Origin of the sequence: Vibrio sp. 1CM23M, from assembly GCF_023161755.1 — a bacterium.
Lineage (GTDB): Bacteria > Pseudomonadota > Gammaproteobacteria > Enterobacterales > Vibrionaceae > Vibrio > Vibrio coralliirubri.
In genome coordinates this window covers 97,346-123,710 of record NZ_JALNTR010000001.1, presented here as the reverse complement: position 1 = coordinate 123,710, position 26,365 = coordinate 97,346, and the positions used below count along the sequence as shown (strand labels likewise).

Annotated in this window: 25 protein-coding genes and 1 pseudogene; 13 read left to right on the top strand and 13 right to left on the bottom strand. The window is 44.8% G+C overall.

Annotated elements, in window-relative coordinates:
• The first annotated feature begins 3 nt into the window (after positions 1-3).
• On the top strand, positions 4-384 hold the full coding sequence (locus MSG35_RS00545; RefSeq protein WP_248383223.1) for a DoxX family protein: 381 nt from the start codon (positions 4-6) through the stop codon (positions 382-384).
• An 80-nt stretch (positions 385-464) separates the two neighbouring features.
• On the opposite strand, the gene MSG35_RS00540 is transcribed toward MSG35_RS00545, so the two are convergent.
• The 6 genes from MSG35_RS00540 to MSG35_RS00515 all read right to left on the bottom strand — a co-directional run bounded on the left by MSG35_RS00540 (position 465) and on the right by MSG35_RS00515 (position 6,070).
• Positions 465-2,141, bottom strand: a complete 1,677-nt coding sequence (locus MSG35_RS00540; protein WP_248382439.1) for an RluA family pseudouridine synthase — start codon at positions 2,139-2,141, stop codon at positions 465-467.
• Between the two features lie 150 nt (positions 2,142-2,291).
• On the bottom strand, positions 2,292-2,912 hold the full coding sequence (locus MSG35_RS00535; protein ID WP_248382438.1) for a glutathione S-transferase: 621 nt from the start codon (positions 2,910-2,912) through the stop codon (positions 2,292-2,294).
• Between the two features lie 35 nt (positions 2,913-2,947).
• Positions 2,948-3,979, bottom strand: a complete 1,032-nt coding sequence (locus MSG35_RS00530) for an NADP-dependent oxidoreductase (protein ID WP_081230521.1) — start codon at positions 3,977-3,979, stop codon at positions 2,948-2,950.
• Between the two features lie 143 nt (positions 3,980-4,122).
• Positions 4,123-4,713, bottom strand: a complete 591-nt coding sequence (locus MSG35_RS00525) for a TetR/AcrR family transcriptional regulator (protein WP_081230520.1) — start codon at positions 4,711-4,713, stop codon at positions 4,123-4,125.
• 180 nt (positions 4,714-4,893) lie between these two features.
• On the bottom strand, positions 4,894-5,367 hold the full coding sequence (locus tag MSG35_RS00520; protein WP_050634254.1) for an FKBP-type peptidyl-prolyl cis-trans isomerase: 474 nt from the start codon (positions 5,365-5,367) through the stop codon (positions 4,894-4,896).
• Positions 5,368-5,443: 76 nt separating this feature from the next.
• Complete coding sequence (locus MSG35_RS00515) at positions 5,444-6,070, bottom strand: thioredoxin domain-containing protein (RefSeq protein ID WP_004731367.1); 627 nt, start codon at positions 6,068-6,070, stop codon at positions 5,444-5,446.
• 258 nt (positions 6,071-6,328) lie between these two features.
• Between MSG35_RS00515 and MSG35_RS00510 the strand changes: the two genes are divergently transcribed.
• Entirely contained in the window at positions 6,329-6,964 is a 636-nt protein-coding gene (locus MSG35_RS00510) for an OmpA family protein (RefSeq protein WP_017631828.1), read from the top strand.
• A 108-nt stretch (positions 6,965-7,072) separates the two neighbouring features.
• Here MSG35_RS00510 and MSG35_RS00505 read toward each other — a convergent pair whose 3' ends face one another.
• Positions 7,073-7,432, bottom strand: a complete 360-nt coding sequence (locus MSG35_RS00505) for a glutaredoxin (RefSeq protein WP_050620666.1) — start codon at positions 7,430-7,432, stop codon at positions 7,073-7,075.
• 89 nt (positions 7,433-7,521) lie between these two features.
• Complete coding sequence (gene norR / locus MSG35_RS00500; RefSeq protein WP_060981212.1) at positions 7,522-9,114, bottom strand: nitric oxide reductase transcriptional regulator NorR; 1,593 nt, start codon at positions 9,112-9,114, stop codon at positions 7,522-7,524.
• A gap of 348 nt (positions 9,115-9,462) precedes the next feature.
• Between norR and hmpA the strand changes: the two genes are divergently transcribed.
• Positions 9,463-10,659, top strand: a complete 1,197-nt coding sequence (gene hmpA, locus MSG35_RS00495) for an NO-inducible flavohemoprotein (RefSeq protein ID WP_248382437.1) — start codon at positions 9,463-9,465, stop codon at positions 10,657-10,659.
• A gap of 155 nt (positions 10,660-10,814) precedes the next feature.
• On the opposite strand, the pseudogene MSG35_RS00490 reads toward hmpA, so the two are convergent.
• Positions 10,815-11,794: pseudogene (locus MSG35_RS00490) on the bottom strand (TDT family transporter).
• Positions 11,795-12,000: 206 nt separating this feature from the next.
• Complete coding sequence (gene clcA / locus MSG35_RS00485) at positions 12,001-13,407, bottom strand: H(+)/Cl(-) exchange transporter ClcA (RefSeq protein WP_248382436.1); 1,407 nt, start codon at positions 13,405-13,407, stop codon at positions 12,001-12,003.
• A 552-nt stretch (positions 13,408-13,959) separates the two neighbouring features.
• Between clcA and MSG35_RS00480 the strand changes: the two genes are divergently transcribed.
• From MSG35_RS00480 to MSG35_RS00470, 3 genes are all read left to right on the top strand, one after another.
• Positions 13,960-14,943 (top strand): GTP-binding protein, encoded by a 984-nt coding sequence (locus tag MSG35_RS00480; protein WP_248382435.1) that lies wholly within the window; start codon positions 13,960-13,962, stop codon positions 14,941-14,943.
• Between the two features lie 182 nt (positions 14,944-15,125).
• Complete coding sequence (locus MSG35_RS00475; protein ID WP_019821956.1) at positions 15,126-16,412, top strand: DEAD/DEAH box helicase; 1,287 nt, start codon at positions 15,126-15,128, stop codon at positions 16,410-16,412.
• A gap of 166 nt (positions 16,413-16,578) precedes the next feature.
• Positions 16,579-17,199, top strand: a complete 621-nt coding sequence (locus tag MSG35_RS00470; protein WP_017064486.1) for a LysE family translocator — start codon at positions 16,579-16,581, stop codon at positions 17,197-17,199.
• Positions 17,200-17,475: 276 nt separating this feature from the next.
• On the opposite strand, the gene MSG35_RS00465 is transcribed toward MSG35_RS00470, so the two are convergent.
• Positions 17,476-19,503, bottom strand: coding sequence for a PhoX family phosphatase (locus MSG35_RS00465; protein WP_248382434.1), 2,028 nt, complete (start codon positions 19,501-19,503; stop codon positions 17,476-17,478).
• A gap of 254 nt (positions 19,504-19,757) precedes the next feature.
• Here MSG35_RS00465 and MSG35_RS00460 point away from each other — a divergent pair, with 254 nt between their 5' ends.
• The 6 genes from MSG35_RS00460 (at position 19,758) to MSG35_RS00435 (ending at position 24,105) form a co-directional block, all read left to right on the top strand.
• Positions 19,758-20,099: a YggL family protein gene (locus tag MSG35_RS00460; protein WP_048606344.1), complete on the top strand. Its 342-nt coding sequence runs from the start codon at positions 19,758-19,760 to the stop codon at positions 20,097-20,099.
• A gap of 246 nt (positions 20,100-20,345) precedes the next feature.
• Entirely contained in the window at positions 20,346-20,486 is a 141-nt protein-coding gene (locus MSG35_RS00455; RefSeq protein ID WP_248382433.1) for a hypothetical protein, read from the top strand.
• On the top strand, positions 20,479-21,162 hold the full coding sequence (locus MSG35_RS00450; protein WP_248382432.1) for a spondin domain-containing protein: 684 nt from the start codon (positions 20,479-20,481) through the stop codon (positions 21,160-21,162). Before MSG35_RS00455 ends, MSG35_RS00450 begins: the two co-directional genes overlap by 8 nt.
• Before the next feature lie 9 nt (positions 21,163-21,171).
• A complete protein-coding gene (locus MSG35_RS00445; protein ID WP_017062627.1) occupies positions 21,172-21,852 on the top strand; it encodes a spondin domain-containing protein in 681 nt (226 codons plus the stop codon).
• 81 nt (positions 21,853-21,933) lie between these two features.
• Complete coding sequence (locus tag MSG35_RS00440; protein WP_248383221.1) at positions 21,934-22,665, top strand: response regulator transcription factor; 732 nt, start codon at positions 21,934-21,936, stop codon at positions 22,663-22,665.
• A gap of 66 nt (positions 22,666-22,731) precedes the next feature.
• The gene (locus MSG35_RS00435) at positions 22,732-24,105 is read left to right on the top strand and encodes a HAMP domain-containing sensor histidine kinase (RefSeq protein ID WP_248382431.1); all 1,374 of its coding nucleotides are present in this window, start codon (positions 22,732-22,734) and stop codon (positions 24,103-24,105) included.
• Between the two features lie 48 nt (positions 24,106-24,153).
• Here the strand turns inward: MSG35_RS00435 and MSG35_RS00430 are convergent, their stop codons facing one another.
• Together MSG35_RS00430 and MSG35_RS00425 are read right to left on the bottom strand one after the other, a co-directional pair.
• Positions 24,154-24,618 carry a hypothetical protein gene (locus MSG35_RS00430; protein ID WP_017062624.1) on the bottom strand — a complete coding sequence of 155 codons (465 nt, stop codon included), beginning with the start codon at positions 24,616-24,618 and terminating at the stop codon, positions 24,154-24,156.
• A gap of 158 nt (positions 24,619-24,776) precedes the next feature.
• A complete protein-coding gene (locus MSG35_RS00425) occupies positions 24,777-25,706 on the bottom strand; it encodes a DMT family transporter (RefSeq protein WP_248383220.1) in 930 nt (309 codons plus the stop codon).
• A 149-nt stretch (positions 25,707-25,855) separates the two neighbouring features.
• Here MSG35_RS00425 and MSG35_RS00420 point away from each other — a divergent pair, with 149 nt between their 5' ends.
• Positions 25,856-26,314 (top strand): Lrp/AsnC family transcriptional regulator, encoded by a 459-nt coding sequence (locus tag MSG35_RS00420; protein ID WP_017062622.1) that lies wholly within the window; start codon positions 25,856-25,858, stop codon positions 26,312-26,314.
• The last annotated feature ends 51 nt before the right edge of the window (positions 26,315-26,365 follow it).

Here is a 26,365-nt window from a genome sequence, read left to right as displayed (position 1 = left end):
TTAATAACTCTTAAGAAAGGTGGCGATATGATTTCAGTGGTGAGTGTATTACTGGTGGTGTTCTTTTTATTGGCAAGCTCAATCAAGACACTTGCTTGGCAGCGTAAAGTGTTTGAAATCCAACTTGGTTTTTTTAAAAGCTATGGATTAAACCGAGTGACCATGTTTCTAGTTGGCATGGTTGAGTTTACTGGAGCTGTATTGTTGCTCTGTGCTTTGGTTGGTTTAGCACCTGAACATACGCAAATGATGGGAGGTTTGATATTAGCGAGTACTTCACTAGGGGCTATTTACTTTCATTTGAGATTCGATACGTGGAAGGATGGTATTCCCGCGATGGTGACACTGTTGGGGTCTGGCTTCTTGATCATTGCATCGTACTAAGTTTATTCGACATGTAGCGATAGCAATGGGGGGCAAAGGAAATAAGAGTAGGGCACGAAGCCCTACCAAATGGAAATGGTTCAGAACTCAGAAGGAACTTCAAACTCCATCCATTCACCGGTTGTCGGGTGAATCAGTTTCAGGTAGCCAGCGTGCAGGTGTAAGCGCTCGCGTTTGTATCCGTATAAGTCGTCACCACGAATAGGCACACCAAGCCCTAATGGGTGAGCGCAGTGTACTCGCAGCTGGTGGGTTCGCCCTGTTTTAGGGTACAGATGAACCTTGGTTTTGCCATTATGAGTGCTCACCGCTTGCCAATGGGTCTCTGCATTTCGGCCGTGTTGATGGCAAACCAGTTGTCTTGGTCGGTCTGTGATGTCGCCGCGTAAAGGAAGGCTGATATCGCCGGATTCGCCCGTAATTTCGCCATCAAGTAGCGCGGTGTAGCGTTTCTCTACGGTTCTATCAATAAACTGCTTCTGAATGTGCTTGTTTGACTCTGCCGTGAGCGCCAAGATCAACAAACCTGACGTCGACATATCCAATCTATGGATAATCAAAGGACCAGTCGCATCTGGGTAACGCGCTTTTATGCGAGTATAAACAGAATCTTCAATGAACTTACCGGGAACCGACAAGAACTCTTCAGGCTTATTGACGACCACGATCTCGTCGTCTTCATAAACAATATCAAAAGACTTGCCTACAGCAGGGTTCACGATAAGTGGGTTATCTTCTAGTTCAATATCACTCAGCTGGTGGTCGAGGATCTCAAAGCTTTTACTTTGACAAACCGGGTAGAGGTTTGCGTGTTGTCGAATGATGTCTGTAGGCGGTAATCCCCACCAAAATTCAGACAAAGCTAACGGCTTGAACCCGTGTTCAAAGGCGAAGTTAAGCAGCTTAGGTAGGCAGCAGTCACCAGAGCCTTCAAGTGCGTCTTTACCATCGAGCAACTCGAGTAAACTCTTAGATTGCTTGGCTTGATTGATAAAGCGATAGTGAGAGAGACGTTGAGTTTCCAACTGCTGTGAAACTGCTTGGTGATCTTGCTTACGGTTTTTCAGTTCGCTTTCAATCAAATCAACGTATGATTGGCGCTCTGCGATCTTCTGTTTCCACTCAATACGAAGTGCTTTTAGGTCACGTTTCTCTTGGCTACTTTGATTACCCAGTTGTTTGAGCAAATTCGTCGCCGACTCTAGATTCCCTAATGCTTTTTCTTGGTTTGCTTGCTCTCTGAGTTCGTTACGCTGAGCTTTGTTCGCGGCCATTGCTAACTGAAAGGCTTCGATAGCTTGTGTTGATTCGATTTTTAACCCTTCAAGCTCGGCCAATAATGCGTCTAGATTGTGCGACTGTTGCAGCTTTTCAATGTCGTCCGCGAGTTGCAACTGGCGAACAAGGTTCGCACTGTTCTGAGATTGAAACTTTTCTGAATCGAAGGTTGGTGGAACAAAGTGAATGTTGTTTAACTGAGAGACCAAAGCCGGATCTAACTGCAAGCCTGAAAACGCAGAAAGGTAGCCTAACTCTTGTGTTGTTGGATTCTGCACAAGAAGCACAGCGTAGAGATTACCTTGCGAGGTTTCATTCACACCACAGTCGATAAGTGACTGTTGAAGCTGCAACATAGCGAGTTCACACACAGGGTGCGGCGTATAGTAATACGGGAACGTAAAGCGAGTCGGTAGCGCTAAATCGACATTCGTGTTTGCTAGGTGCAGAGGTGTGTATTGAGCGAGGTTTACTGGCATTAAGATCAAACTCTATGGCTGTTCAGTTAGAGTTCGGTATTGTTGTCGAAATGAAGACAAATGAGAAGCCAAAGCAGAAGATAAATAGGCTTTGGCTTCATTTAGTTTCTTGTGTTTACCCTAGCAAGCACGTGTTTGAGTGAAACTCGATCAGTTCGAGTGTTCTAGCTCTACTTGCTCTGCTTTTTGGTAAGCAGGGTGGCTTGTTAAAAGTTCACCGTATTTAGCAATGTTTGGGTAGAGCGCAGTTGCACCAAAGTTCCCAACGATTTCTACGATGAAAGACATCATAAAATCTGCACCTGTTAGTGTGTCTGCAACCAAGTAGGTTTTACCTTCAAGTGCATTATTCACGTAAGTTAAGATCTTTTGGTTTTCATCGTCTGCATAACCGCCTAGGAAGTTAGTTTCACAGCCGTCTTTCATTACAAAGATCTTAAGTAGCATTGGCAAAATACCTGAACTCTCAGCGAAGTGAAGCCATTGCGAATATTGCACGTAGTCTGCGGTGCCGCGTGTAGGTGCGAACTTACCCTGACCGTATTTGTCGATTAGGTATTCCGTGATAGCACCAGATTCAGTGATCACGACGCCATTGTCTTCAATGACAGGAGATTTACCCAATGGATGAATGGATTTGAGTTCTGGTGGTGCAAGAAAAGTGACACTGTCGCGTTGGTAGGGTTTGATTTGGTAATCTACCCCAAGCTCTTCCAACAGCCAGATGATACGCTTTGAGCGCGATTTATTTAGGTGATGCAAAGTAATCATGATTCTACCTAGTTAACGGGTTCAGTTTATTGAATTTATTTAGCTTCGTTCGTTTTGATAACAAGCTTACCGAAGTTCTGACCTTCCAAAAGGCCCATGAATGCTTGTGGCGCATTCTCTAGACCTTCAACCAGGTGCTCACGATAGTGCATCTTGCCTTGAGATAGCCATTCTGTCATTTGAACAGCAAACTCGTTGTAACGGTGCGCGTAGTCATCAAAGATGATGAAACCTTGCATCTTAATTCTTTTAACAAGCAGCATACCCATCAGGCTAGACATACGATCTGGGCCTTCAGGAAGTGATGTCGCATTGTATTGAGAAATAAGACCACACACAGGAATACGAGCACCTGTATTAAGTAAAGGCATTACTGCATCGAATACCTTGCCACCAACGTTTTCAAAGTAAACGTCAATGCCGTTGTCACACGCTTTAGCCAGTTGCTCTGCGAAGTCGTCAGCTTTGTGGTCGATACATTCATCAAAGCCAAGAACCTCTTTTGCGTATTGGCACTTCTCTTGACCGCCTGCAACGCCGATAACACGACAGCCTTTTAGTTTGCCGATTTGTCCAACGGTTGCGCCTACAGCACCTGTTGCTGCTGCAACGACTAGCGTGTCGCCTTCTTTAGGTTGGCCGATATCAAGCAAGCCCATGTAAGCAGTAAAACCAGGCATACCCATGATGCCAAGCGCGTAAGAAGGGTGCGTTGGTTCTTTGCCGAGTTTGATTAGGCCTTCACCGTTAGACACACCAAGATCTTGCCAACCTGTGTAAGCCAGAACCCATTCGCCAACTTCGTAATCAGCGTGGTTTGATTCTTCAACCTGACATACGGTTGCGCCTACCATCACTTCATCAATCGCAACTGGATCTGCGTAGGATTTAGCATCGCTCATACGACCACGCATGTAGGGGTCTAGAGAAAGGAAAACTGAGCGAAGTAACATCTCGCCGTCTTTGATGCTTGGCGCAGCTACTGTCTCTAAACGGAAGTTGTCTTGAGTTGGTGCGCCAACTGGGCGAGAAGCCAATACGATGCGGCGATTGTCTTGTTGAGTCATTGGATATCCTTAATCTATGTTTTATATATTTAGAATTAGACCAGTCGTCTAGTCTTGTTGTCTAAAAATCCCGCCGTCATCAAGTTGATAAGAGGGCGGGTGATTTCTTTTAAGTCAAAGCCTATAAAGCGCGCTGCGCGTTATTAGCTTTCACCTTTTAAAATTCGTTCGGTAAGGCTCAAAGCTGACTGTAAGCTATGTGAACTCTGGCTCAGTTTGCTTAATAAGCTTGCGCCTAACCACATTGAGTATAGGTTCTGAGCGGCTTCTTGGCTGTCTTCAACCTTTATAGAGCCATCTACAATACCACCAACAATGCACTGCTCGATGGTATTCGTCACTTTCTCAGCACCCTTTAGTAGCGCTTGGCGCATAGGATCAGAAAGATCAGAAACTTCCGCGCTGAGTTTAACGACCAAGCATTTATGAGCATTACAGGTACCGTTTTCGGTCTTCGCCCATAGCGAGAAATAGCTCAAGATTCGCTGATAATGATTACCTTCACCGTGTACTAAAATTGCTTCAATCTTAGTGATGTAGTTTTCAAAATAGTGCTGAATCAACGCCTCGCCAAATTGCTCTTTAGATTTAAAGTAGTGGTAAAACGACCCTTTCGGTACGTCCGCTTCTTTAAGCAATTGCGATAGGCCAACGCCGTTAAAGCCGTTGTTTACTATTAGTTGATAGCCAACATCTAAAACATGCAGGCGTGTGTCATTCGTTTTTTCGTTCATGGGCGGTACTATAAGTTAAATTAGACCAGTCGTCTAGTGGTCGAGTTTTGAGGGTATATTTGGTCGTTGTTACAGTAGCTAGGTAGTTAAGTAGCTAAATAGCCAAAGTGCTATCAAATGTTCAGATATAAAAAAGCCCCAACATAGCGCGTATGTTGGGGCTTAAATCAATCACTTCGATTATTTGATAGAGATGAGTTCTACATCAAAAATCAGAGTCGATGATGGTGGGATAGGGCCTGAACCGCCTTTACCGTAAGCTAGAGTGCTTGGAATGAATAGACGAACTTTTTGACCTTCAACCATGTAAGTCAAACCTTCTTGCCAGCCTTTAATTACTTGCTTAAGAGCAAATGAGATTGGCTCGCCGCGCTCAACAGAGCTATCGAAAACCGTGCCGTCAATCAAAGTGCCGTGGTAGTGAACTGTTACTTTGCTGTTCTTTGTTGGGTGCTCTGTACCTGTGCCTTCTTCAAGTACAAGATACTGTAGGCCGCTTTCAGTCGTTACAACACCTTCTTTAGCGCCGTTCTCGATAAGGAACTGTTGACCTTGTTCGAAGTTCTCTGCACCAGACTTATGATTCGTCCAAGTACGGTAAATCATGAAACCCGCCAAAAGAAAGACAATGACCGGGATGACAAATTTAGACATAGTAAAACCTATTTATATTGAGTGCTGAATTTCGTAGTTAATACAGAATGTGTTAATCAGTTGACTAAAGCCGTGATTATGGTTGAGTCAAAAGGTAGTTGATCGTTTTTGCAATGCCAGCAACGTCTTGATGACCTGCTGTTAGTACTTGGTATTTACCGTTGATGATAAAGGTTGGTACTGAGTTGATCTGACCTTTTACTGAGATCTCTTCTGCTTTCTTAACGTAGTCGAAAAGAGCGACTTGCTGTTCTTTGTTCAGCTGGTATGGGCTCACCAAACCACGAGAAGTAAACGCTGTCTCTAGTGCTTGTTGACGCTGCTCAGGTGTTGCATCTGCACCCATTTGAACCGCACCAAATAGGTCGTCCATGAATGCGTGGTCAGGCGTCGCATCAAGCTGCATCACTGCTGTGTAGTAGATCATTGCGCTAATTTGAGCGCTTTCGTTGAACGTCACGTGCATCTTACCAATAGTTTGGTCTGTTAAAGATTCAATCTCTGGAATGGCACTTTCCATTTGACGGCAGTGACCACAGTTAAGAGAGAAGATTTCAGTGATCGGAGACAAGTTAAATTCTGTTAGAGCAGTTGGAAGCGCTTCGTATTGAACGCCTTTTTGTGGCTCGTCTGTTTCACTACAACCCGCAATAATAAGTACAGCAGCGAGTGCTGTGATGAATTTAGTAAATGGTTTAAACATAATGTTTGCTCTAGCGTTGAGAAGTCGTGAGATTCTAACTATTTAGTACGAATTGGAAAACAATTATAAGGTAAATAAATGCAAACAGTTCGAACTAGCGGCTGAAGACAGGCTAGTAGACGGTTAACTGTGATCAACAGCACTTTTTTGGGTTATGCTTTCTTTTCGTCTAAAGTTTTTCCCTCGGTGCCGATATAGACATTAGTGAATGGTTTATCTGCATGAGTGGTTGGTGAAGTAATGAGATATTTAGCGATAATGTTAAGCATAGCTTTGGCGGGGTGTGAAGCCACGTCACCAACTGATTTACTTGGCGGTGACATGCTAGAAACTGCGCCGCAAACCGATTACGACTTGATGCATCCTGAATGGGGTGTGGTTCAAACGACTCATGTAGCAAGTAATCGTGGCTACTCGATTCAGAGCAGCACTCATCAACAAAGAACCATCACGACCAACTACGGACGTGGCGTTTCGACTAACGATCCACTGGAAGTCTTTTTAAGACAAAACCGTATCGATTTTGAAGTGTTGCCGGGCAACCATGTGATGGTAAAGCTTGAGCAGCACGTGAACTTTAAAACAGGTTCAGCATTCCCCGAGCCAGCTTATAATCAATGGCTAGATACGCTAGGCAGCTACCTTGCTCAACGCCAAGATATTGATGTGGTGATTGAAGGGCACACCGATAATACGGGCACAGATCGAATCAATGATCCGCTTTCAGAGCAGCGAGCAAAAGAAGTGAAGGCTCGATTAGAGAGTAACTATGTTTCTAGTCGCTCCATTTATACTCGTGGATTTGGCGAATACGTACCAGCTTGCACCAACGCTTCTGCGCAAGGCAAGGCGTGTAACCGCCGTGTGGAATTGATGCTGATTGTAGCTAAGTAGTGGTTGAATTTTCGCTCCCAATTTGACGCGATTAACGCCAAATAACAGACATAAAAAATCCCTCACATTAGAGGGATTTTTTGTATCTAGATTTTGTCGCTTTATTGCTTATGCAAACTGCTTTTCTAAGTAAGTTACGATATCTGAAGATTCGTACATCCACTCAGTTTTGCCGTCTTTTTCGATACGTAGACAAGGCACTTTCACACGACCGCCGCCAGCTTCAAGCTCTGCACGGTGTTGTTCGTTGTTTTTTGCATCACGAAGTTCGAATTGAACCGACTGACGTTTCATCGCGCGGCGCACTTTCACACAAAATGGGCACGCTTCGAATTGGTATAACGTGTGCATTTTTGCTTGCTCATTTACTTTGCTTTGTTCTTCTTGAGAACGCTTCACACCACGTGGGCTGAAAACAAAATTCAATAACAAGATGACACGACCTAAGAACCAACGGATAAACTTCATAACTCTCTCTACATATTTAAAATTAGCGTTACAATTTGCAGCATTATATACACAAGTTTTGTCAGATGCTCGCAACAAACCGCTAATATCTATTTTGTCCGTTCGATCGTGTGAGACTTAGCCACATTTAGCCCTAAACGCTTAGACAGTCGAGTCAGGTTTGCTCGGTCTGTTTTCAGAACTCGTCCTGCTTGTGCCCAGTTAAAGTTGGCATCTTCCAACACCTCAGTAATGATACTGCGTTGAAAATCGTCCGTTGCACCACGTAGCCCTGCAGAAAGGTCGATCGTTGGTGTCGATAATGGTGTGTTTTTCACCTGTGTCGTGGCAATAGGCTGATCTTGGTCGAGTGGACCACAATCTTCTTTGGTGATTGTCACTAGGTTTTTATTGGTGCTGCGTGCTAACGCTTTCAATGCGGAACGACTGATCACATGCTCAAGTTCACGCACGTTACCTGGCCAACCATAACGGTTTAGGAACGAAAGAACGTCAGAGCGGAACTTAACTTGGTTGATACCAAGCTTACGACGCGCTTGTTCTAAGAAGAAACCAGCTAATAGGCTGATGTCGTCACCACGATCTTTCAGTGCAGGCACCGCGATAGGGTACACACTCAGTCGATGGTATAAATCGGCTCTGAATCGACCGTCTTCAACTTCTTGCTTTAAGTCTCGGTTGGTTGCAGCCAGAACACGAACATCAATGGTTTGGATATTGTCTTGGCCAACAGGTTGGATTTCGTTGTTTTGCAGCGCACGCAGTAACTTACTTTGCGCAGCTAAGGGTAATTCACCAATTTCATCTAAGAACAGTGTGCCACCATCGGCTAGAGCAAACTTACCTAAGCGGTTTTTGTCTGCGCCAGTAAACGCACCACGAACGTGACCAAACAGTTCACTCTCTACCAAGTTCTCAGGAATAGCAGCACAGTTAACATAGACCAGCGGATTACGCTTGCGTTGAGATTGGTGGTGCAGGGTACGAGCCACGAGCTCTTTACCAACACCAGTATCCCCATGAATCAGGATATTAAACTCAGACGGTGCGACAACCGCGATGTCGTTCTTGAGCGCGACCATGGTGTCACTGTTACCAATCAACTCGCCGCCGTCACGTTCCCACGCTTCTACGTTCAATTCTTCCAGTAATTGCTTTGACTGTTTTGCTTGATGTTCAAGTTGCGAGAAGGTCAGTGCCATCTGCATAGTTGACGCTGCAATAGCTGCCAGCACCTCAAGGTTACGGGCAGGAATATTCGCAAAGACATCAGGTTTTAGGCTGTCTAGGGTTAGCACTCCTAACAATTTGTCACCAAACAGCAGAGGTAAACCCATGCAGGCGTGCATCGGTAAATCGCCGTCGTGGTCGATCAGTAAGCCATCGAAAGGATCTGGCAATGGGCTATCAGCATCAAAACGAACAGGAGAGCGCGATGCGCAAATCTCATCAAAGCGCGGGTGTTCCGAAATGATAAAGCGGCGCCCGAATGTATCTCGACTGAGCCCTTGCATTGCGATGGGTACTAGCGTGTCGCCTTGAAGGCTTAAAAGCGCAACGCAATCACACGTTATGGTTTTACGAATGGCATCGATTAGGCGATTGAAACGGTCTTGATCGTTTACACCGCTGGCTAAACCAATGGTCATTTCCATGAGAGTGGATGCTGAAATATCTTGCATAAAAGGCTCATACTGTTTGTATTTTTATACATGGTAGAGTCTTTATGACACAAAAAAAAGGTCTTTTTGACTAAATTTTGAAGTGGGTTTTTGAAAGGATGCTAGACACAGCTAGCTTTCGCATGTTGGCACCGTTTGTGCAGTGTGTCCATTGCGTGTTGTCTATATGACTGAATAACTGACCTATCATTGATTTGAATCAATTAATGCGAATTTATCAGTCCACGTAATTCTCATAAAAATAGTAGCCAAAGAGCTCACTGAGAAAGAATTGCTATAAAGTCATCTTTAAATAAACTAGTCAATTTGACATGAATGGTCAAAAGACTATGTGTTCGGAGTAAATCAATGCTAAACAATCTACATATCAACATCATCAAATCGACGATTCCTCTTTTAGAAAGCGCAGGCCCTGCTTTAACTCAACACTTCTATCAACGTATGTTCACACATAACCCTGAGTTGAAAGATATCTTCAATATGACTCACCAAAGAACAGGTCGCCAAGGCGTAGCACTGTTTGAAGCTATCGCGGCTTATGCAAAGAACATTGAAAATCTAGCAGCGTTAACCACAGCGGTTGAGCGCATTGCACAGAAACACACAAGCTTTAACATTCAACCAGAGCACTACCAAATTGTTGGTTTACACCTGATTGAAACACTACGTGAACTGGCTGCTGACGCGTTTACTCCTGAAGTGGAAGAAGCATGGACAGCCGCTTACCTATTCTTGGCGCAAGTATTCATCGATCGTGAAGCTGAACTTTACCTACAACGTAAGCAAGCGGTTGGTGGTTGGGAAGCTGCACGTGCGTTTGTAATCGCAGACAAGATCGAAGAATCAGCACTTGTAACAAGTTTTATCTTACAGCCAAAAGATGGCGGTGAAGTTCTGGATTACACGCCAGGTCAATACATCGGTATCGAAGTGAAACCTGAAGGCTCTCAATACAGCGAGATTCGTCAATACTCACTGTCTGATAAGCCAAACGGCAAGCAATACCGTATCTCAGTTAAACGTGAAGGACAAGGCCAAGAGACACAAGGCGTTGTATCTAACCACCTACACGATACGGTTGCTGTTGGTGATGAGGTTAGCCTATACGCACCAGCGGGTGACTTCATGTATCAAGAGCGCAGCAAGCCAGTAACGCTTATCTCTGCAGGTGTGGGTGTTACGCCAATGCAGTCTATGCTTGAGTTCCTAAACACGGAAGATAAAAACGAGCCAGTGCTTTACCTACACGCTTGTGAGAACGTAGGCCAACACTCGTTCACGACTCGCGTTAAAGATATTGTTGCCGACAAAGGTTGGGAAGCGAAAACGTGGTACATGAACAAAGACGGATCTGCATGTGAAAACACGCACCAAGGGCAAATGGATCTAGCGTCTATCTCTGATACTAAAGGCTTTGAAGAGAGCGATTTCTACATCTGTGGTCCTGTTGGTTTCATGAAGAACATCGTGGAGCAACTAGACGCACTTAAAGTTGATCGTTCACGTGTACACTACGAAGTATTCGGCCCTCACGCTAACTTCTAATAGTTCCCGAGAGTTCTATTAACACTCGCCTGATCTATTAAAAACCTTGTCTATTCAAAAGGTCTCACATTGTGAGGCCTTTTTTGGTTTGCTCTGTCTAACATCATCACCTACTGCAGAGCACGATGGTTCAGCTAAGAGCTTTTCGCTTCGACCTAAGAACGTTTCACCTTCTTGGACATGTAGTCGGAATCAAAAACTCAGGCCAGTACATTTTCACGTAACCACCTGCAACCCAAATTACTAGGATGGTGGCGATGGTTAGCTCAAAGAAACCGAACTTGTGCAGCCAATACCATTGTGGGTATTCCGTGCCGAAAAATGTGGTTAGACGATGCATGGCAATAGCGCTGATCACGGATGGGAAGGTGACGGCAGCAATTGAAGGTTGGAATTTCAGACGCATTAGGCGGATGTAACACAAGTAAATCAATAGTGTCATGGTGATGGCGATACCAGACAATGCGCCTGTTAGAATCGGGTCTGGGTTGTCGAAGTTAACCAAGTAAGCAGCTAAAGATAAGTTAACCGGAGCTGCCATGATAGCGAGTGTTGGTCTTGCTCGGCGAGGAAGATTGCCTTCGAACACCAAGCGGTACAACACCACTGGTAACATAAGGAAATAGATACCAATACAAGTCACCGCAAGTGTTTCTGAAAATACAGTGTGCCCGAACTGTGTGCCAGCTAAGGAGCTGCTGATCAAACCGACCGGATACAGAAACCAACTCGGTACAATGTTCGACATTTTGAAGTTGATGATCTGAAAACTGAAGAACAACACCATCATGGTAAAGTGCAGCAATAACGCGCAGAACCAAACTGGGTAAGCTATGGCGGGCGATATCTCGGCTAAATAGTCGCACAGAATCAGTAAAGCCATGCTCATTGGTGCCATCAAGCTTCCACTTAACGGGTGGCGAATATCATTAAGGAAGGTATTAAAGCTCGTTAAATAGCGTAGTAAAACAGGCAGCAATAATAGCGCGCCGAATGCAGCTAGGTAGGGACGAATTATCTCACCAATGCCCGGGATATATAACGCCCAAGCTTGTCCTAAACCAATAACGCCAAGTGCTAAAGACGCCTGAGATGGCGGTACATTTTTTACTTGGGTTAATCTTCTCCAGTTCAACGACTTGCTCCGACTTAGTTAATTACAGAATATTGGACTATTTGCCTTAGTTAGAGTGTGTAGGTCTTCCATCAATAGATTTTGAGGGCACTCAACTAATTTTGAGTGGATGATACCAAGTTTAACGTTTGCTTTTTTGATTTTGATACGGAATCGGGAGATTAAGCACGTTGAATGTGTGCTTTTGTTTCATGAGTCATTTGTAATTAACGCACTTCCTCTTGTTGAGGGAGATCTTGTTGTCTTAGTTTCTCGTTTTTCAGCGTACGGTTAAGCAGTTGACTGTAAATTGGCTGCCCACCTAACATTTGAGCAATGATTACCGCGCCTAAGCAGGTGATGATTAACGGCAGGATCAGGTAGTAGTTATTGGTCATTTCAATAACCAACAGTATGCCTGTGATAGGTGCTCGAACAGTGGCAGCAAATAAGGCTCCCATGCCAGCAATGGCAAACATACCCGGTTCAATATTCAGTTCCGGAAAGAATGCCGCCGCGATAAGCCCGAACGCATAACCAAAGAGTGTTCCTAGCGCAAGCATTGGTGCAAAGATACCGCCTGGCGCACCAGAGCCGAAACAAAGCAGGGTAGTGAGGACTCGGCCTAAGAAAATCAATAACAACACATTGGCGCTGTAGCTGCCATTCGTGATGTTCGGAATGATACCAATACCACCACCAGTTAGTTCAGGTATATAAAGTAGCAACAAGCCAAAACAACCGCCAAGTAGGGTGCCTGTCATCAAGTAGCGTTTACGGTCATTCTTGTGGATCGCCACAAACAGGTCTTGGGAAAGCGTAATCAGCTTATTGAAAATCACACCAAACAAGCCGAATAACACACCTAACAATAAGAACAACCAAAGTGCGTCGAGTTCAGGCGGCTGGTACTGAGGCATTGTGATAACGGCAGATTGGCCATTGATAGAACGAAATACAATGTTGGCTGAAACTGCTGAGATGATGACAGCTTTGATTGATATGAGTGAGTAGCGAAACTGTGGTCTCATCTCCTCAACCACAAACATGATTCCTGCCAGTGGTGCGTTAAATGCGGCGGCTAAGCCACCAGCGGCACCTGAAGCCAACAGTGAGTGGCGAGTGTCATCGTCTTTGACTCGAAAGATATCAGTGACCATACGACCGATACTGCCGCCCATTTGAACGGTTGGCCCTTCACGGCCTAAAACCATACCAGAGCCTAACGCGCCCATGCCGCCAAAGAATTTTACGGGTAATACTCTCCACCATCGAACAGGGCGCATGCCGTCCATTGCACCTTCGATTTCAGGGATACCTGAACCGGCAGCTTCTGGAGCAAAACGGTGAACGAGAAAATAACCAATAAAGGCGAATGCCGCACTAATAAGGAAAGCAGCAAGCCACAGTGGTAAATGGCTACCGATTTCATCTTTCAGCCAATCGGTACGAGTTTCTGTGATGAAATGAACCGCAACTTCGAAATAGGTACCCACTACACCTGCAAGTACACCCACAATACAAGAAAGAAAGAGAACGGAAGCTGGGGTCTTATCTCTTGAGAGAAATTGATTAATAGCACCCCTTGGCATTTTTGCTAGTAAGGACTGCTTAATTTTCTCTCTTCTGGTCATAGAAATAAGTTTCCTGAATGAGTTAAGGCGGGGTTGCATTAAATTATACGCTTCCTCTGCATATCCTATAGCAACAAAGTTGAAAAGTTGAATTTCATTTATGGAATGTACGTGTTACATAAATGGAATCTATGGCCAATAGTGGAATCACCGTCACAATTTTGATCGATTCTCTGGCGGCGGCTTGAATATCCCCAAAAATGAACCATAGTTAAATCGTAAAGCAACATAACGAACCGCAAGGAGAAGTGAGGTTTTACACACAATTTGGATGGATTCAGAAACAAAGTTTTAGTTCCTCGTTAAATGTTCAGGTCGATATTTAAGGCTTCCTGATTCGCGAACTCACGATTGAGTAACGAGGGTGAGGCGTACTGAGTAAGTACGCCTTTAGTTCGTCTGGAGCATCCCATTTCCACATTCCGCTTCTACTGCTTTATCTCTTCTGATTATTTTCGCGCCAACCTCTATTAACGAATCTCAGTGTAAACAATCGATTGGGGTCAACTTTTTGGTGATTGAGTATATACTCCCTTAAAAAGGAGAACTGATATGACTAAAAAAGTTCCTACAAACATCATTACGGGTTTCTTGGGTGTTGGTAAAACGACAGCCATCTTGAACCTGCTAAAAAATAAACCTGAGAATGAAAACTGGGCTGTTCTGGTTAATGAGTTCGGGGAAATCGGTATTGACGGTGCTTTGATGACAGATCAAGGCGCATTGATTAAAGAAGTGCCGGGTGGTTGCATGTGTTGTACTGCTGGTGTGCCTATGTCGGTAGGCATTAATGCCTTACTTCGCCAAAAGCCAGACCGTTTATTGATTGAGCCGACAGGGCTTGGTCACCCCAAACAAGTGATTGCGACATTGACTTCCGATCAGTACACACCTTATGTTGATTTAAAAGCGACGCTTGGTTTGGTTGACCCACGAAATCTATCTAATGAAAAGTACACCTCGAATCAGAATTTTAATGATCAATTAAACAGTGCAGATGTGATTATTGGTACTAAAGTTGATCTTGTTCATTCTGAAGACATCGATGTGTTTAATGATTGGGTGACGGATCAAACGCCAGCGAAAGTCTTCCACAAGCTAATTCACGATGGTGAAGTGCCATTGGAAGTGTTGGACATTGAAAGAGTATACGGCAGTGCTTCATCTAATCTTGAAGCGCATCATCATGATCATGCTGAACAAGAGCCTCAATTCCAACTTCCTCCTGGTGAAGCTTTCATACGTAAAGAGAATAAAGGTCAGGGCTATTTCAGTTGCGGTTGGTTGTTTGGCGCAGAGCATAAGTTCGACTTCGATGCGCTATTCTCTATGTTGTCGGATCTAACGGCTGAACGTGTAAAAGCCGTAGTGAACACAGATCAAGGTTGCTACGCATTCAATGTCGCGAATCAAGTCGTGTCTGTGAACGAAATTACACTTGATGGCTTTGAGTCTCGTCTTGAAGTGATCGACTCGCAGCTCATGCCATGGGCCGATCTCGAGCAGATTCTACTCAAGCTGTGTGGTATCAAATAGCCCTGTTTTTGCTGTTTTAACCAAGGATCTTGGTGTTTACTTCGTTTAAGGTGGGATAAACACCAGATTAAATGAGAAAGTTTGCGTTATATCACGATAAATGTGAGATAAATCACTCTAATTACTTTATAGTGCTCGGCTGAAATAAGAATGTAGGCTGTCTGCTTAAGGAACCCGTAACAATGTCATTTTCCTCTCAAGGTTTTGCTCCTGAATTAGTCAAAGCGTTGACTGAGTGTGGTTATGAAAAACTCACTCCAATTCAACAAAAAGCGATTCCAATGGCTCGTAAAGGCCATGATATTTTTGCTACTGCTCAAACCGGTACGGGTAAAACAGCGGCATTTTCATTGCCTGTTATCCAACACCTTTTGAACAGCGGTAAAAAAGCGTCTAGAGGAACGGCTCGCGGCCTTATTCTTGCTCCAACTCGTGAGCTTGCTGCGCAGATCGCTCAAAATATTAAAGACTACGTTAAATACACGGATCTAAGCGTTTCTGCGGTTTACGGTGGTAACAAGATGTCTTCACAAGTTCGTCAACTAGAGCTGGGTGTGGATATTTTGGTTGCAACCCCTGGCCGTTTAGAAGAGCACTTAGAAGCGGGTAACGTGTCTATCGCAAACCTAGAGTTTCTAGTATTCGATGAAGCTGACCGTATCCTTGATATGGGCTTTATCAATGCCGTTCGTAAGATAATGTTGGATGTAGAAACATCACCGCAAATCATGATGTTCTCTGCAACGACTTCTACTCAGTTAAACCAACTGTCGGTTGATATTCTACGTAAACCAAAACGTATTAGTGTTGAGCGCGAAAACTCAACGGCTGCTACTGTCGGTCACGTGGTTTACCCGGTGGATCAAGAACGTAAAACGGAACTGCTTTCTGAGCTTATTGGCCGTAAAAACTGGCGCCAAGTGCTTGTGTTCGTGAACTACAAAGAAACAGCGAACGATGTGGTTAAAGAGCTTAAGCTTGACGGTATTAAAGCGGTACTTTGTCACGGTGATAAAGCGCAAAGCGCTCGTCGTCGTGCTTTGGATGATTTCAAAGAAGGTAGAGCGCGTGTGATGGTAGCAACCGACGTTGCGGCTCGTGGTCTTGATATCGAAGACTTACCACACGTAATTAACTACGACATGCCTTTCCTAGCGGAAGATTACGTTCACCGTATTGGCCGTACAGGTCGTGCTGGTAAACAAGGTCACGCAATCTCCTTCGTTAACCGCGAAGAAGAGCTGACTGTTGTTCAAGTTGAAAAACTGATTCAACAACGTATTCGTCGTGTTGAACAACCGGGTTATGAACCGAAGAAACGTGATGCTTACATCGAGAAGCTTAACACTAAATCGGCTTACAAAAACCGTCAGGGTCGTAAGAACAACGCGAACGAAGAGCCACAAGATCAAGCAAGCGCTGAACGTCGTTTGACTATGATGAAGCGAATTAAAAACCGTCGTAAGTAAAATTACGGTTGGTAATGAAAAAGAGCCACTGTTATGTGGCTCTTTTTGTTTGTATTGATCGCAATATTGTTTATTGTCATTACTGCTTCGTTTCAACCTCGCTTCATTTCAAGCCCGATCAAGAAACAAGAACTATTAAATAAAAATAAGTCGATAAGGTAATAATATGGATAGCGCACTACTTTGGGCTTTTATTCCCACGTTTTTCTTCGTGTCAATCACGCCCGGTATGTGTATGACCTTGGCGTTGACGCTAGGCATGAGTGTTGGATACAAGCGTACATTATGGATGATGATCGGTGAATTGGCTGGTGTCGCTGTGGTTTCTATTGCAGCGGTATTGGGTATCGCTTCTATCATGTTGAACTACCCATGGCTATTTACAGGCTTTAAGTTTGTGGGCGCAGGTTACTTGTTCTATTTGGGCGTTCAGATGTGGCGTTCGAGAGGCAAGCTGGCGATCAGTACTGACAACCAAACAACAAAAGTCAGCAATGATTGGGACTTGGTGGTTCAAGGTTTTGTCACTGCAATTGCTAATCCGAAAGGCTGGGCGTTTATGATTTCTCTACTGCCTCCTTTTATTAACAGCAATAAAGACTTAGCACCGCAGTTGTTCATTCTCGTGTCGATTATTCTTGTTTCTGAATTTGTTTGCATGACTCTTTACGCGACTGGCGGTAAGAGCTTAAAACATATGCTCGGCAAGGCGGATAACGTTAAGTTGATGAACCGCATTGCTGGTACATTGATGATGGGCGTTGGGGTTTGGTTGTTTGTGAGTTAACTGTGATTAACGGTATTGCGATCAGCGAACAGCGATAACGGTTAGAGATCCCCGATTCAGTCGTTCCTCTTTCTCGAGGATGACGCGTACTTGGGATGATGACTATTTAGGATTACGGTGAGTTTTGAAAATTCGGATTCTTACTTAAACCGAAGAATGCATAGAATATAAAAAGAGCGATAGGGCATTTGGCCTTATCGCTCTTTTTGATTTTACTTAGCTAGCGACCAGAGGCTAGGTAACAGAAATGTTTCTGATCTTAGCTAGATTTGCGTATTAAACCGCGATTTCACCGCCGTCTTCACGACGAATCACAACCGTAGATGCTCTTGGACGAACATTGCCTTGAGTTTGTGCTGTTGCATCTTCAGACGATGGCCAATTTGCAGGGTGTTGAATGTTCACAAACAGTGACTTGAAATCTGGGCTGATGGTAAAGCCAGTCACTTCACAACCGTTTGGACCCACAAAGAAGCGTTTAAGCTGTGCTTGGTTGTTTGCATCAATCACCGCGCTGTTGCCGTTGTCATCCGTTAACTGAGATGGAACCACTGCCAGCATTTGGTCATTGGTGTAGCCAGTTACTTCATCTGCGCCGTTATCTGTCTGAATCCATAAAATACCACGAGCATCAAACGCTAAGCCGTCAGGGCTCGCGAATTGGTTCATGTCTGTTAGACCTGAGCGGTTAATAGACTTGTCTTCCACTGCTGGAGAGCCAAATACGAAGATATCCCAATCGAACTCGCCTGCCGTTTTGCCTTCATCCCAACGGATAACATGACCGAACTTGTTGTCTACGCGAGGGTTCGAAGAGTTCGCTTCTTTACGCTTGTTGTTATTCGTCAGCGTTAGGTAAGCCGTACCTGTCATTGGGTCAACAGAGCACCATTCAGGGCGATCCATTGGCGTTGCACCAACAAGGTCGGCCGCACCTGCGGTATTAATGATAAGCGCCGCTTGAGAATCAAATGAATCACCTAGCTTGCCGCCGTTTGTGGTCTTGCTGCTCAACGTTAGTGGTAGCCATGTACCTGAACCATCATCATTGAACTTAGCCACATACAGTGTGCCTTTGTCCATGTACTTGTCACCCGCACTTAGACGATTGCTTGGATCTGCGTCACGTGGGTCCCATTTCTCTTCAGAAACGAATTTGTAAAGGTATTCAAAGCGAGAATCGTGACCAGAGTAGAATACGATTGGCTCGCCTTCGGTCAACTTACCAAACGTACAGCCTTCGTGACGGAAACAACCCAGTGCAGAACGTTTTTTAGCGCGAGAGTTTGCTGTGTATGGGTCGATTTCAACAATGTAGCCGTGACCATGTGCTTCGTTACGGTAATCGTCCATTGCTGACTCACCTGTTGGCGTCACATCAAAGCGTGCAAACTCGTCTAAGCGTTCTTGTTTGTTACTTGAAAGCGTGTCCCAACCGTAACGTGTTTTGTCGGTAGCGATACCAATACGTTCTTGCGCTGGCGTTGTCTCGCCTTTATTAACGAAATAACCCGGCCAGTTTTCTTCACACGTTAGGTAAGTGCCCCATGGCGTGTAGCCATTACCACAGTTGTTCAAGGTGCCACGAGCTTGGCTGCCATCTTGTGAGAATTTGGTTTTGGTAAATTCACTGTGAGCAACAGGGCCAGACAGATCCATTACGGTCGCGCCCGTGTAGCGGCGGTTAAGTGGATCGTTATCGACCATCACCCATTGGTTGCCTTCAAGTTTTACACGAACCACACTGACGCCGTGTGCGTTGATCTCTTTACGTACTTCATCAAGGCTAGGGCGGTTGCCTTCATCGTATGTAGGACCATTAGCGTGCAGTGCTTTTTGGTCGATGTATTCGTGGTTGATCACCAACAAACCGTCGTTGCTGTTACCATTAAGCGGGAAGAAGTGCATGCCGTCGTGGTGCATGCCTAGTGAGTTTGCTTGATCTTGTGCGTTGTTGGTGCCGTCTTTTAACCAAGCATTGCCTTGCTTGTTGAGTGGAGTACCCCAAGGAACCAATACTTGTGCTGTATAGCCTTTTGGCACAACGACACTGTCTGTCAATGAGCCTTTAACCGATTCGAATGCAAGTGTAGCAGTGCTTTTTTGCGGTGCGCTAGATGACGCTGTCGCCGCGTGCGCCGTGCTGTGGCCTGCTAAACCAAACGCACCAAATGCGGTCATTGCACTGATGCCCAAACCGCCTTTTAGAACATTTCTTCTTGAAAGGTTCGCATCTAAAACTTCTTCGAAGGGCTTGTTGTTGCTCTTGTTAAAACGAGTGCTATCAAATGTTTCCTTGCTCATCTCGACTGCTTCCTATTGGCTGATTTTATTATTCGTTATTCATGACTAACCCAGTTACTAACTAATGAGTTAATAAGTTTGGTCAATGTGTGACTAATCGTGAAGCAGTTAAGTGACAGATTTTTATAGATTTGATTAAGGTTTTGTTTCTGTAGCACGAATTTTGCCATTAACACTCTCGTGCAATACAAAACTCTTGGGGATTAGGGTAGAACTGTGTATAAATGCTTTATCAAACGAAAAGAGAGACAGTTATGAAATTAGATAAAATCGAAAACAAAAATCGCCGCCTACGCAAAAAGCTATACCTAGGTGAATTCGCGATTCTGGGTTTTGAAGTAAGCTGCAAGACTTCGATTGCTGATTTTGACCAATACGATGTGTTCATTGACGAGTTCATTGATTTCATCGACAGCATCGGTCTGTGCTTTGGTGGCGGCGGCCTTGAGCTGTTTGAAGGTTTCTTATGCTCGATTGAGCGCTACCGTTCAGTAACAGAAGCAGAACAACTGCAAGTTGCACAATGGCTTGAAGCTCGTGCTGAAGTAAGCAAAGTGGAAGTTAGCGAACTGATTGACGCAAATTACGCGTTCTAATTTGATGTTGTGTTGTTAGCTCGATTGAAAGGCCAAATACGGCTTAGGAAAGAGTAACAACAGTACGCCAGAATAAAGGCCGAATCGTTAAATCGATTCGGCCTTTTTGCGTTTAATTCGCTCCATTTCTATCCATTCTACGTAAATAATTAATCAATAACTTTTGTCTAAATATGAGCACCTTATCGCTACTTTTATTGGCAGTAATAAGTTTGGATAAACTTGTGAGAGTTTTATGAGAATTCAATGAAGTTGCTGATAGATTTGATCGCCATTCTTAGAGTCAACAACACCACAGTTCGTTCTGGCAAAAGTAACGGTATATCGCTGTTATTCGTTTTGTTGGTAACGATAGGACTCGATAAAGGATGGAATCAAAATGAATAAACGTACTCAAATCAGCTTAGTGATCAGCTCGGCTATGCTGGCCTTCGGAGCGGCTCAAGTTCAGGCTGCTGAGCTTGAAGTCACTGTCACTAATGCAACGAAAGGGATCTACTTTACGCCTATCTTAGCGGCGGCTCATGACTCAAGCCTGTTCATTTTCAGAACGGGTGAAACGGCTTCTGCGGAACTAGAGTCCATGGCCGAAGGTGGCGATATTTCAGGTTTATCTGGTGTCATTGCTAACGCGGGAGGCGTGGTGGTTGAGAATCCAGCCGCCGGAATCCTCAATCCGGGCGTCGCAACTACGTTTGATATCAGTACTGGCGATTTAGAGTACCTATCATTGGGTGCCATGCTGCTGCCGACAAACGACGGCTTTGTTGGTCTAGATAGCTGGAAAATCCCAACTCAAGCGGGCACCTACAAAGCGACTCTAAATGGTTATGACGCAGGCACAGAAGCCAATGATGAGCTGGCGGGCAGCATGCCTAACCCTCCATTCATTACCTTTGGCGCTGGTGGTACAGGTGTAGAAACGGCAGTATCAAACGCTAAGGTTCATATTCATCCGGGTAACATTGGTGATAGTGACGCGGCGGGCGGCATCAGTGACCTCGATAGCAGTAGTCATCGTTGGTTAAACCCTGTTGCAACTATCACCATTGTTGTGAAGTAAGGGGGATGTATGAAAGCTAGAATTCTATTTATCGCTGCATCAGTAGCCGTTTTGGCGGGTTGTCCGGACGATGACGACGATTACTATCGCTATGATGTGAGTGTTACTAACCTCACCCCTAATCAACCAATGTCACCACTCGCGGTGTTGACTCACAATACGAATTTTGACCTGTTTGAAGTTGGTCAAAGTGCCTCTGTCGATCTTGAATACTTAGCGGAAGGGGGCAGTAATGCACAATTGCTTGCGCTTAGTGACAGTGACGCCAATGTTTATCAAGGCATCTCAGGTAATGGGCTGATTCTTTCAGGTGAGCAAGACACGGTGTCTATTCGTGTCGACCCAAATCAAGAAGGGTATATATCTGTCGCTTCAATGTTGGTGAATACCAATGATGCGTTTGTCGGCGAATCCGGTTTATCGCTCAAGTCCTTGGCGGTAGGTGACACCTTTACCATGAACATGAATGTTTGGGATTCGGGAACTGAGCTGAACGATGAGCTTGCTGCAACCATTCCGGGACCAGCAGGCGGTGGTGAAGGTTTTAATACCACACGAGACGATACCGATGTGGTGAGTTTCCACTCTGGCGTAATCAGCCAAGATGACGGCCTTACGACTTCTACTTTAAGTGCAAATCATCGTTTCCTTAACCCCGGTGCAAGAATCACCATTACTCGAACTGAGTAACAGGTTGAAAGCACGATGAAAGAATTCCTGCTCTGTTCCGGTCAATTGAAAGGTGGGCAGACTCAGAATAGAGCAGGGATCATGAATAGTGCTGCGGTAAATTTGATGGCAAACATATTGTTGGTTGAAGACGATGATGACTTGGCTGAACTGGTGCAGATGCATCTTAAGTTCCAAGGGCATAACGTAATCAGAGCTAATGAGATTGAAAAGGCTCAGGCGCTCTATAAAGAGGGTCATTTCGATTTGATCGTACTGGACCGTGGTTTACCAGATGGTGACGGACTCGATTTCTGTCGAATGTTGCGTCAGCAAGAGGATTGGACGCCAGTACTCATGCTAACCGCAAGAGACGCTGAGCTAGATAAGGTGTCAGGCTTAGAAGCCGGTGTTGATGACTACATAACGAAACCTTTCAGCGTTCTCGAGTTTCAAGCAAGAGTGAGGAACGTGCTTCGCCGTTTAAGCCATGTCGAATCAGCGACTCAAGAGGTTGTGACAGCAGAATCGATTATGAGTTTTGGTGGGCTCACTATTCAACCCGAACGACATCAGGTATCACTCAATAACCAAGACGTACCGCTGACTGCTACCGAGTTTACCTTACTTCATTTCTTAGCAACCCGCCCGGGGCGTGTGTATAGCAAAGACGAGCTGCTCGATCATGTTTGGAATACTCATCACTCTGGCTATCACCATACCGTGTGTAGCACAGTTAACCGGCTAAGAACCAAGCTTGCGATGCCGAATAGTGATGATGATTTCATTAAAACCGTTTGGGGTGTTGGCTATAAGTTTGAGTCAAAAGCTTAAGCCTATGTGTAGTGTCCTAACCTTACTTAAAAGCCTGGAAGATCTACGAGCCATCGAGGAGGGAACATGAGTTTCAAATCGCGTTTAGTGTTGTTCACCAGTTTGTGGTTTCTTCTCGTGAGTGTGGTGATTGCTTACACCTATCATTGGCAAAAAGAGACCATAGAGCAGAGAACTAAACAGAGCTTACACAAAGAGCTCGCGGTTCATATGCGCGATGATAATCCTCTGATGATTGGTACCGACTACAACCCTAAAGCGCTCAAATCCATTTTCCACACCTTGATGTTGATAGGGCCAGATTTCGATATCTATTTCCTCGATAGTCAGGGCAAGATTACGACTCATGCTGCGCCAGAAGGCACTGTCTTAGCGAACCAGATAGACTTAGCACCTATTCAACAGTTTTTAAACGACGAGCCTTATCCCATTCTGGGGGAAGATCCGATCAATCCGGGGGCTCGTAAGGTGTTTTCCGTAGCAGCGATTGAAGAGCTAGGTTCGACTGTTGGCTATCTGTACGTTTTGATTGGCAGTAATCGTCACACCGTGATTGCCAATTCGCAGGTCGACACACCATACATTGCGCTCGCGGGGCTCATGCTTATCTCTATCTTAGGTTTTGCAGTTGGGGCTTATCTATTGGTTAAACGTAGCCTGTTAAACCCAATAGAAGCAGTAACCAACAAGCTACAGCAGCAAGCAGAGCAAGATTTTCGATTGGATCCGAACTTCATTCATCAAGTACCAGAATTGGTGCCGATTGCACGCTCGTATCAGTTGATGGCGAAGCACATTCAACAGCAGTTTTTGCAACTTGAATATCAGTCATCACACCGCAGACAAAGCTTATTACAGCTCAGTCATGATTTGAAAACGCCATTGTCGAGTGTGTTGGGTTACCTGGAAACGTGGAAGATTCAAAACCCGCAATCAGACCCGTTAATTGACGTTGCTTACCGTAACGGCAACAAGTTGTCTGAACAGCTCCATTCGCTGTTAGATAGCGCCAAGAATGATAACCCGGTACCCACATATCAATACGCTTCAATCGATTTCAATGGGCTGATGAGCGAATGCTTAGAAACGATACAAAGCCAATATCGCCATAAAAATGTTGAGTTGAACGTTAATATGCCTAATGGAATCAAGGCTGTGGGTGACAGTGATCTGCTTGAGAGGTTGATTTTGAATCTGTTAGATAATGCATTGAGGCATAGCCCAAGTGGCACCGTGGTGTCGTTAGAGGCTGGTTTTGAAGCGAATTCAAAACGGGTGAAGGTGGTGATTCATAATGAGGTTGAACAAGAAGCGCCAAACGGATCGTTAGGTATTGGAACTAAAATCGCGCAGTCGATACTGATGTTACATCACAGCGTGCTAGAAACAACAAAGGCAGAGAACTCCTTTCAGCAAAGCTTTTACTTGCCTTCGGTATAGCTCTATCTGCCTTCGTTTAGCTTGATGTGTTCTTGCGTAGAACTAACGTTAAGCGTCTTTACTGTCTTCGTTGCCTTCGTTCACTTTCGCGTAGAAGTGAAGCAGCTCAGTTAATTCTTTAACCCAGCCAAACGCATCTTTAGGTGCGTTCTTTAAGATCTTCTCAACTTTCTCACAGTGCACTTCGATTGCGATTGCTTCTTCAAGGTTGAAAGAAATTGAGTAGAAGTGCCAAAGCAGTAGGCGAGTCATACGCTCGATGTTCTGTTGCGAGTTATCCGACTCAGAGAAGGCGAGGTTCACTTCACCAAGCGCGATAGCGGTCATTCGAAGCATTGCGTCAAATTTCGCTGATTGCATGCGTTCTTCGCTGGTGACTTCTTCTTGCTCGAACGTAAATAATTCCGTCATTGCATCTTCAGGAACAAGGCGATGAATCATTCTTAAACTAAATTCTTCTAGTTCATGGCGAGGCATGGTAATTAAGCAATTTAAGGTGTAGTCGCGTTGCATGGTGTTCTCTTGGATCTGCAAAAAGGTCGGACAGTTTAATGGAGAAGCGAGTTTAGAAAAAGCAGATTTTAGATAAGCCTACGTTTGTAGGCTTATCTGTGTACTACAAGCCCTAAAATCGATGCTTAGGGGAACTGTATTTAGGTTTGAACCCAGTATCAGGCTTTGCTATGGCTTGGCGGTTGGTACTGCATCGACTGGTCGTTTCTCATGAATATGTTGCTCGCGACCAAACTGCCGATGCAAATAGAACCAAGGGCGAGCCAAGTCATCGCATCAGGAATCTCGTTGAATAGTGGGATCGCCAACAAGGTCGCCACTGCGGGTGTTGCACTGCCAAAAGCGGCAGAGCGTTCAGCCCCTAAGGTATTAACCGCATAAAGGTAAGTGAACGCCGCGATTAAACCCGCCCCAACGCCTTGTACTGCTGAATGAATGGCAAGCTCTGTGAAGGGCCAATTAGCGATTGGTGTGTCCATTAGGTGGCTTGGGAGGGTTCCAGTAAGGATTAGGACGAGTAAAAGCAAAGTAGAACAGAGAGAAATAAAACCGGCACTGACTAACGCATTAAGATTAGCGACACGGGCTGAGATGGTGAACATCGCCCACATTAAGCTTCCGCATAAAAACAACAAATGACCTTTGGTGTATTCGAAGTTGAAGCTGCTTAAGCTACTCCCTAAAAACAACAGTATGCCGAGCAAAACCAAACCTAAACCAACAACACGATGTCGGCTGAGTGGCTGCTTAAAAAAGAGTACCGCAATTCCTGTGACGAACAGAGGAAGCGTGCCCGGAACAAGAGCACTGCCATGTGATACCGGAACAAACTGCATCGCCGTTCCTGCAACAAGCAGATAAGGCAACCCGCTACCCACCAACATACCCGTTAGATATCGTTTAGGGACTTGAACAATCGTGCTGCGTGCTTTCCACATCAAAGGCAATAACACCACAGCCGGTATGAGAAATCTTGTGAGAGCGATATCGGCAGGTGTTAAATCTGAATTTGCGCCGCCTTTAAGAGACAGGAAAAAGCTCGCCCAAATGAGTAGGGTGACAGTAATAGATAAGTAGCCAAGATTCATAATATTGAAGGAAAGTGAGTGATGACTCATTATGGAATAGTTGTTGTGCCACAGGTTGGCAAGTTTTGGCCTAACTTGAACTATCGTTGATGATTTCTGCTAACATTTGCCAAATAATTAACGGATTTAACTAATGTTTGGCATTTACTATGGATAGAATTGATAGACATCTTCTCGAACTGCTACAAAAAGATGGCAGGTTAACCACGGCTGAACTTGCTGATGAAGTGGGTTTATCACCTTCGCCTTGTGCAAGACGAGTCAAAAGGCTAGAAGAAAAGGGCATTATTGACGGTTATCGTGTGAGCTTGTCACGAGAACAAGTCGGCATCGCAATGAGTGTGTTTGTTGAGGTGAGCCTAAACAACCACCAAGAAGTGTCGATAGATAAGTTTGAAGCGGCTGTTGTAGAGATGGAAGAGGTGATCAGTTGCCACGTTGTATCTGGGGCTTATGACTATTTGCTAGAAGTGGTTAGCCCGAACTTGATGGCCTACGAGGCATTTACAAGAAAACTTCAAAGGCTCTCTAACGTGAAAGATATTCATACTCACCTTGCGATAAGACAAGTAAAAGGCAATGCACCACTGCCAATTTATACCGATTAAGCCAAACTCTGAGCAGTAACACGAAGGCAGAATGAGCTGAAAACGAAATGG

Coding starts and splice junctions, on each gene's coding strand:
- MSG35_RS00455 (WP_248382433.1), top strand. CDS start 20,346: ATGAAGTTGCTGATAGATTTGATCGCCATTCTTAGAGTCAACAACACC.
- MSG35_RS00425 (WP_248383220.1), bottom strand. CDS start 25,706: ATGAATCTTGGCTACTTATCTATTACTGTCACCCTACTCATTTGGGCG.
- MSG35_RS00435 (WP_248382431.1), top strand. CDS start 22,732: ATGAGTTTCAAATCGCGTTTAGTGTTGTTCACCAGTTTGTGGTTTCTT.
- MSG35_RS00450 (WP_248382432.1), top strand. CDS start 20,479: ATGAATAAACGTACTCAAATCAGCTTAGTGATCAGCTCGGCTATGCTG.
- MSG35_RS00515 (WP_004731367.1), bottom strand. CDS start 6,070: ATGTTTAAACCATTTACTAAATTCATCACAGCACTCGCTGCTGTACTT.
- MSG35_RS00505 (WP_050620666.1), bottom strand. CDS start 7,432: ATGAAGTTTATCCGTTGGTTCTTAGGTCGTGTCATCTTGTTATTGAAT.
- hmpA (WP_248382437.1), top strand. CDS start 9,463: ATGCTAAACAATCTACATATCAACATCATCAAATCGACGATTCCTCTT.
- MSG35_RS00530 (WP_081230521.1), bottom strand. CDS start 3,979: ATGACTCAACAAGACAATCGCCGCATCGTATTGGCTTCTCGCCCAGTT.
- norR (WP_060981212.1), bottom strand. CDS start 9,114: ATGCAAGATATTTCAGCATCCACTCTCATGGAAATGACCATTGGTTTA.
- MSG35_RS00525 (WP_081230520.1), bottom strand. CDS start 4,713: ATGAACGAAAAAACGAATGACACACGCCTGCATGTTTTAGATGTTGGC.
- MSG35_RS00465 (WP_248382434.1), bottom strand. CDS start 19,503: ATGAGCAAGGAAACATTTGATAGCACTCGTTTTAACAAGAGCAACAAC.
- MSG35_RS00520 (WP_050634254.1), bottom strand. CDS start 5,367: ATGTCTAAATTTGTCATCCCGGTCATTGTCTTTCTTTTGGCGGGTTTC.
- MSG35_RS00440 (WP_248383221.1), top strand. CDS start 21,934: ATGAATAGTGCTGCGGTAAATTTGATGGCAAACATATTGTTGGTTGAA.
- MSG35_RS00535 (WP_248382438.1), bottom strand. CDS start 2,912: ATGATTACTTTGCATCACCTAAATAAATCGCGCTCAAAGCGTATCATC.
- MSG35_RS00470 (WP_017064486.1), top strand. CDS start 16,579: ATGGATAGCGCACTACTTTGGGCTTTTATTCCCACGTTTTTCTTCGTG.
- MSG35_RS00460 (WP_048606344.1), top strand. CDS start 19,758: ATGAAATTAGATAAAATCGAAAACAAAAATCGCCGCCTACGCAAAAAG.
- MSG35_RS00430 (WP_017062624.1), bottom strand. CDS start 24,618: ATGCAACGCGACTACACCTTAAATTGCTTAATTACCATGCCTCGCCAT.
- MSG35_RS00475 (WP_019821956.1), top strand. CDS start 15,126: ATGTCATTTTCCTCTCAAGGTTTTGCTCCTGAATTAGTCAAAGCGTTG.
- MSG35_RS00445 (WP_017062627.1), top strand. CDS start 21,172: ATGAAAGCTAGAATTCTATTTATCGCTGCATCAGTAGCCGTTTTGGCG.
- clcA (WP_248382436.1), bottom strand. CDS start 13,407: ATGACCAGAAGAGAGAAAATTAAGCAGTCCTTACTAGCAAAAATGCCA.
- MSG35_RS00540 (WP_248382439.1), bottom strand. CDS start 2,141: ATGCCAGTAAACCTCGCTCAATACACACCTCTGCACCTAGCAAACACG.
- MSG35_RS00420 (WP_017062622.1), top strand. CDS start 25,856: ATGGATAGAATTGATAGACATCTTCTCGAACTGCTACAAAAAGATGGC.
- MSG35_RS00480 (WP_248382435.1), top strand. CDS start 13,960: ATGACTAAAAAAGTTCCTACAAACATCATTACGGGTTTCTTGGGTGTT.
- MSG35_RS00510 (WP_017631828.1), top strand. CDS start 6,329: ATGTTAAGCATAGCTTTGGCGGGGTGTGAAGCCACGTCACCAACTGAT.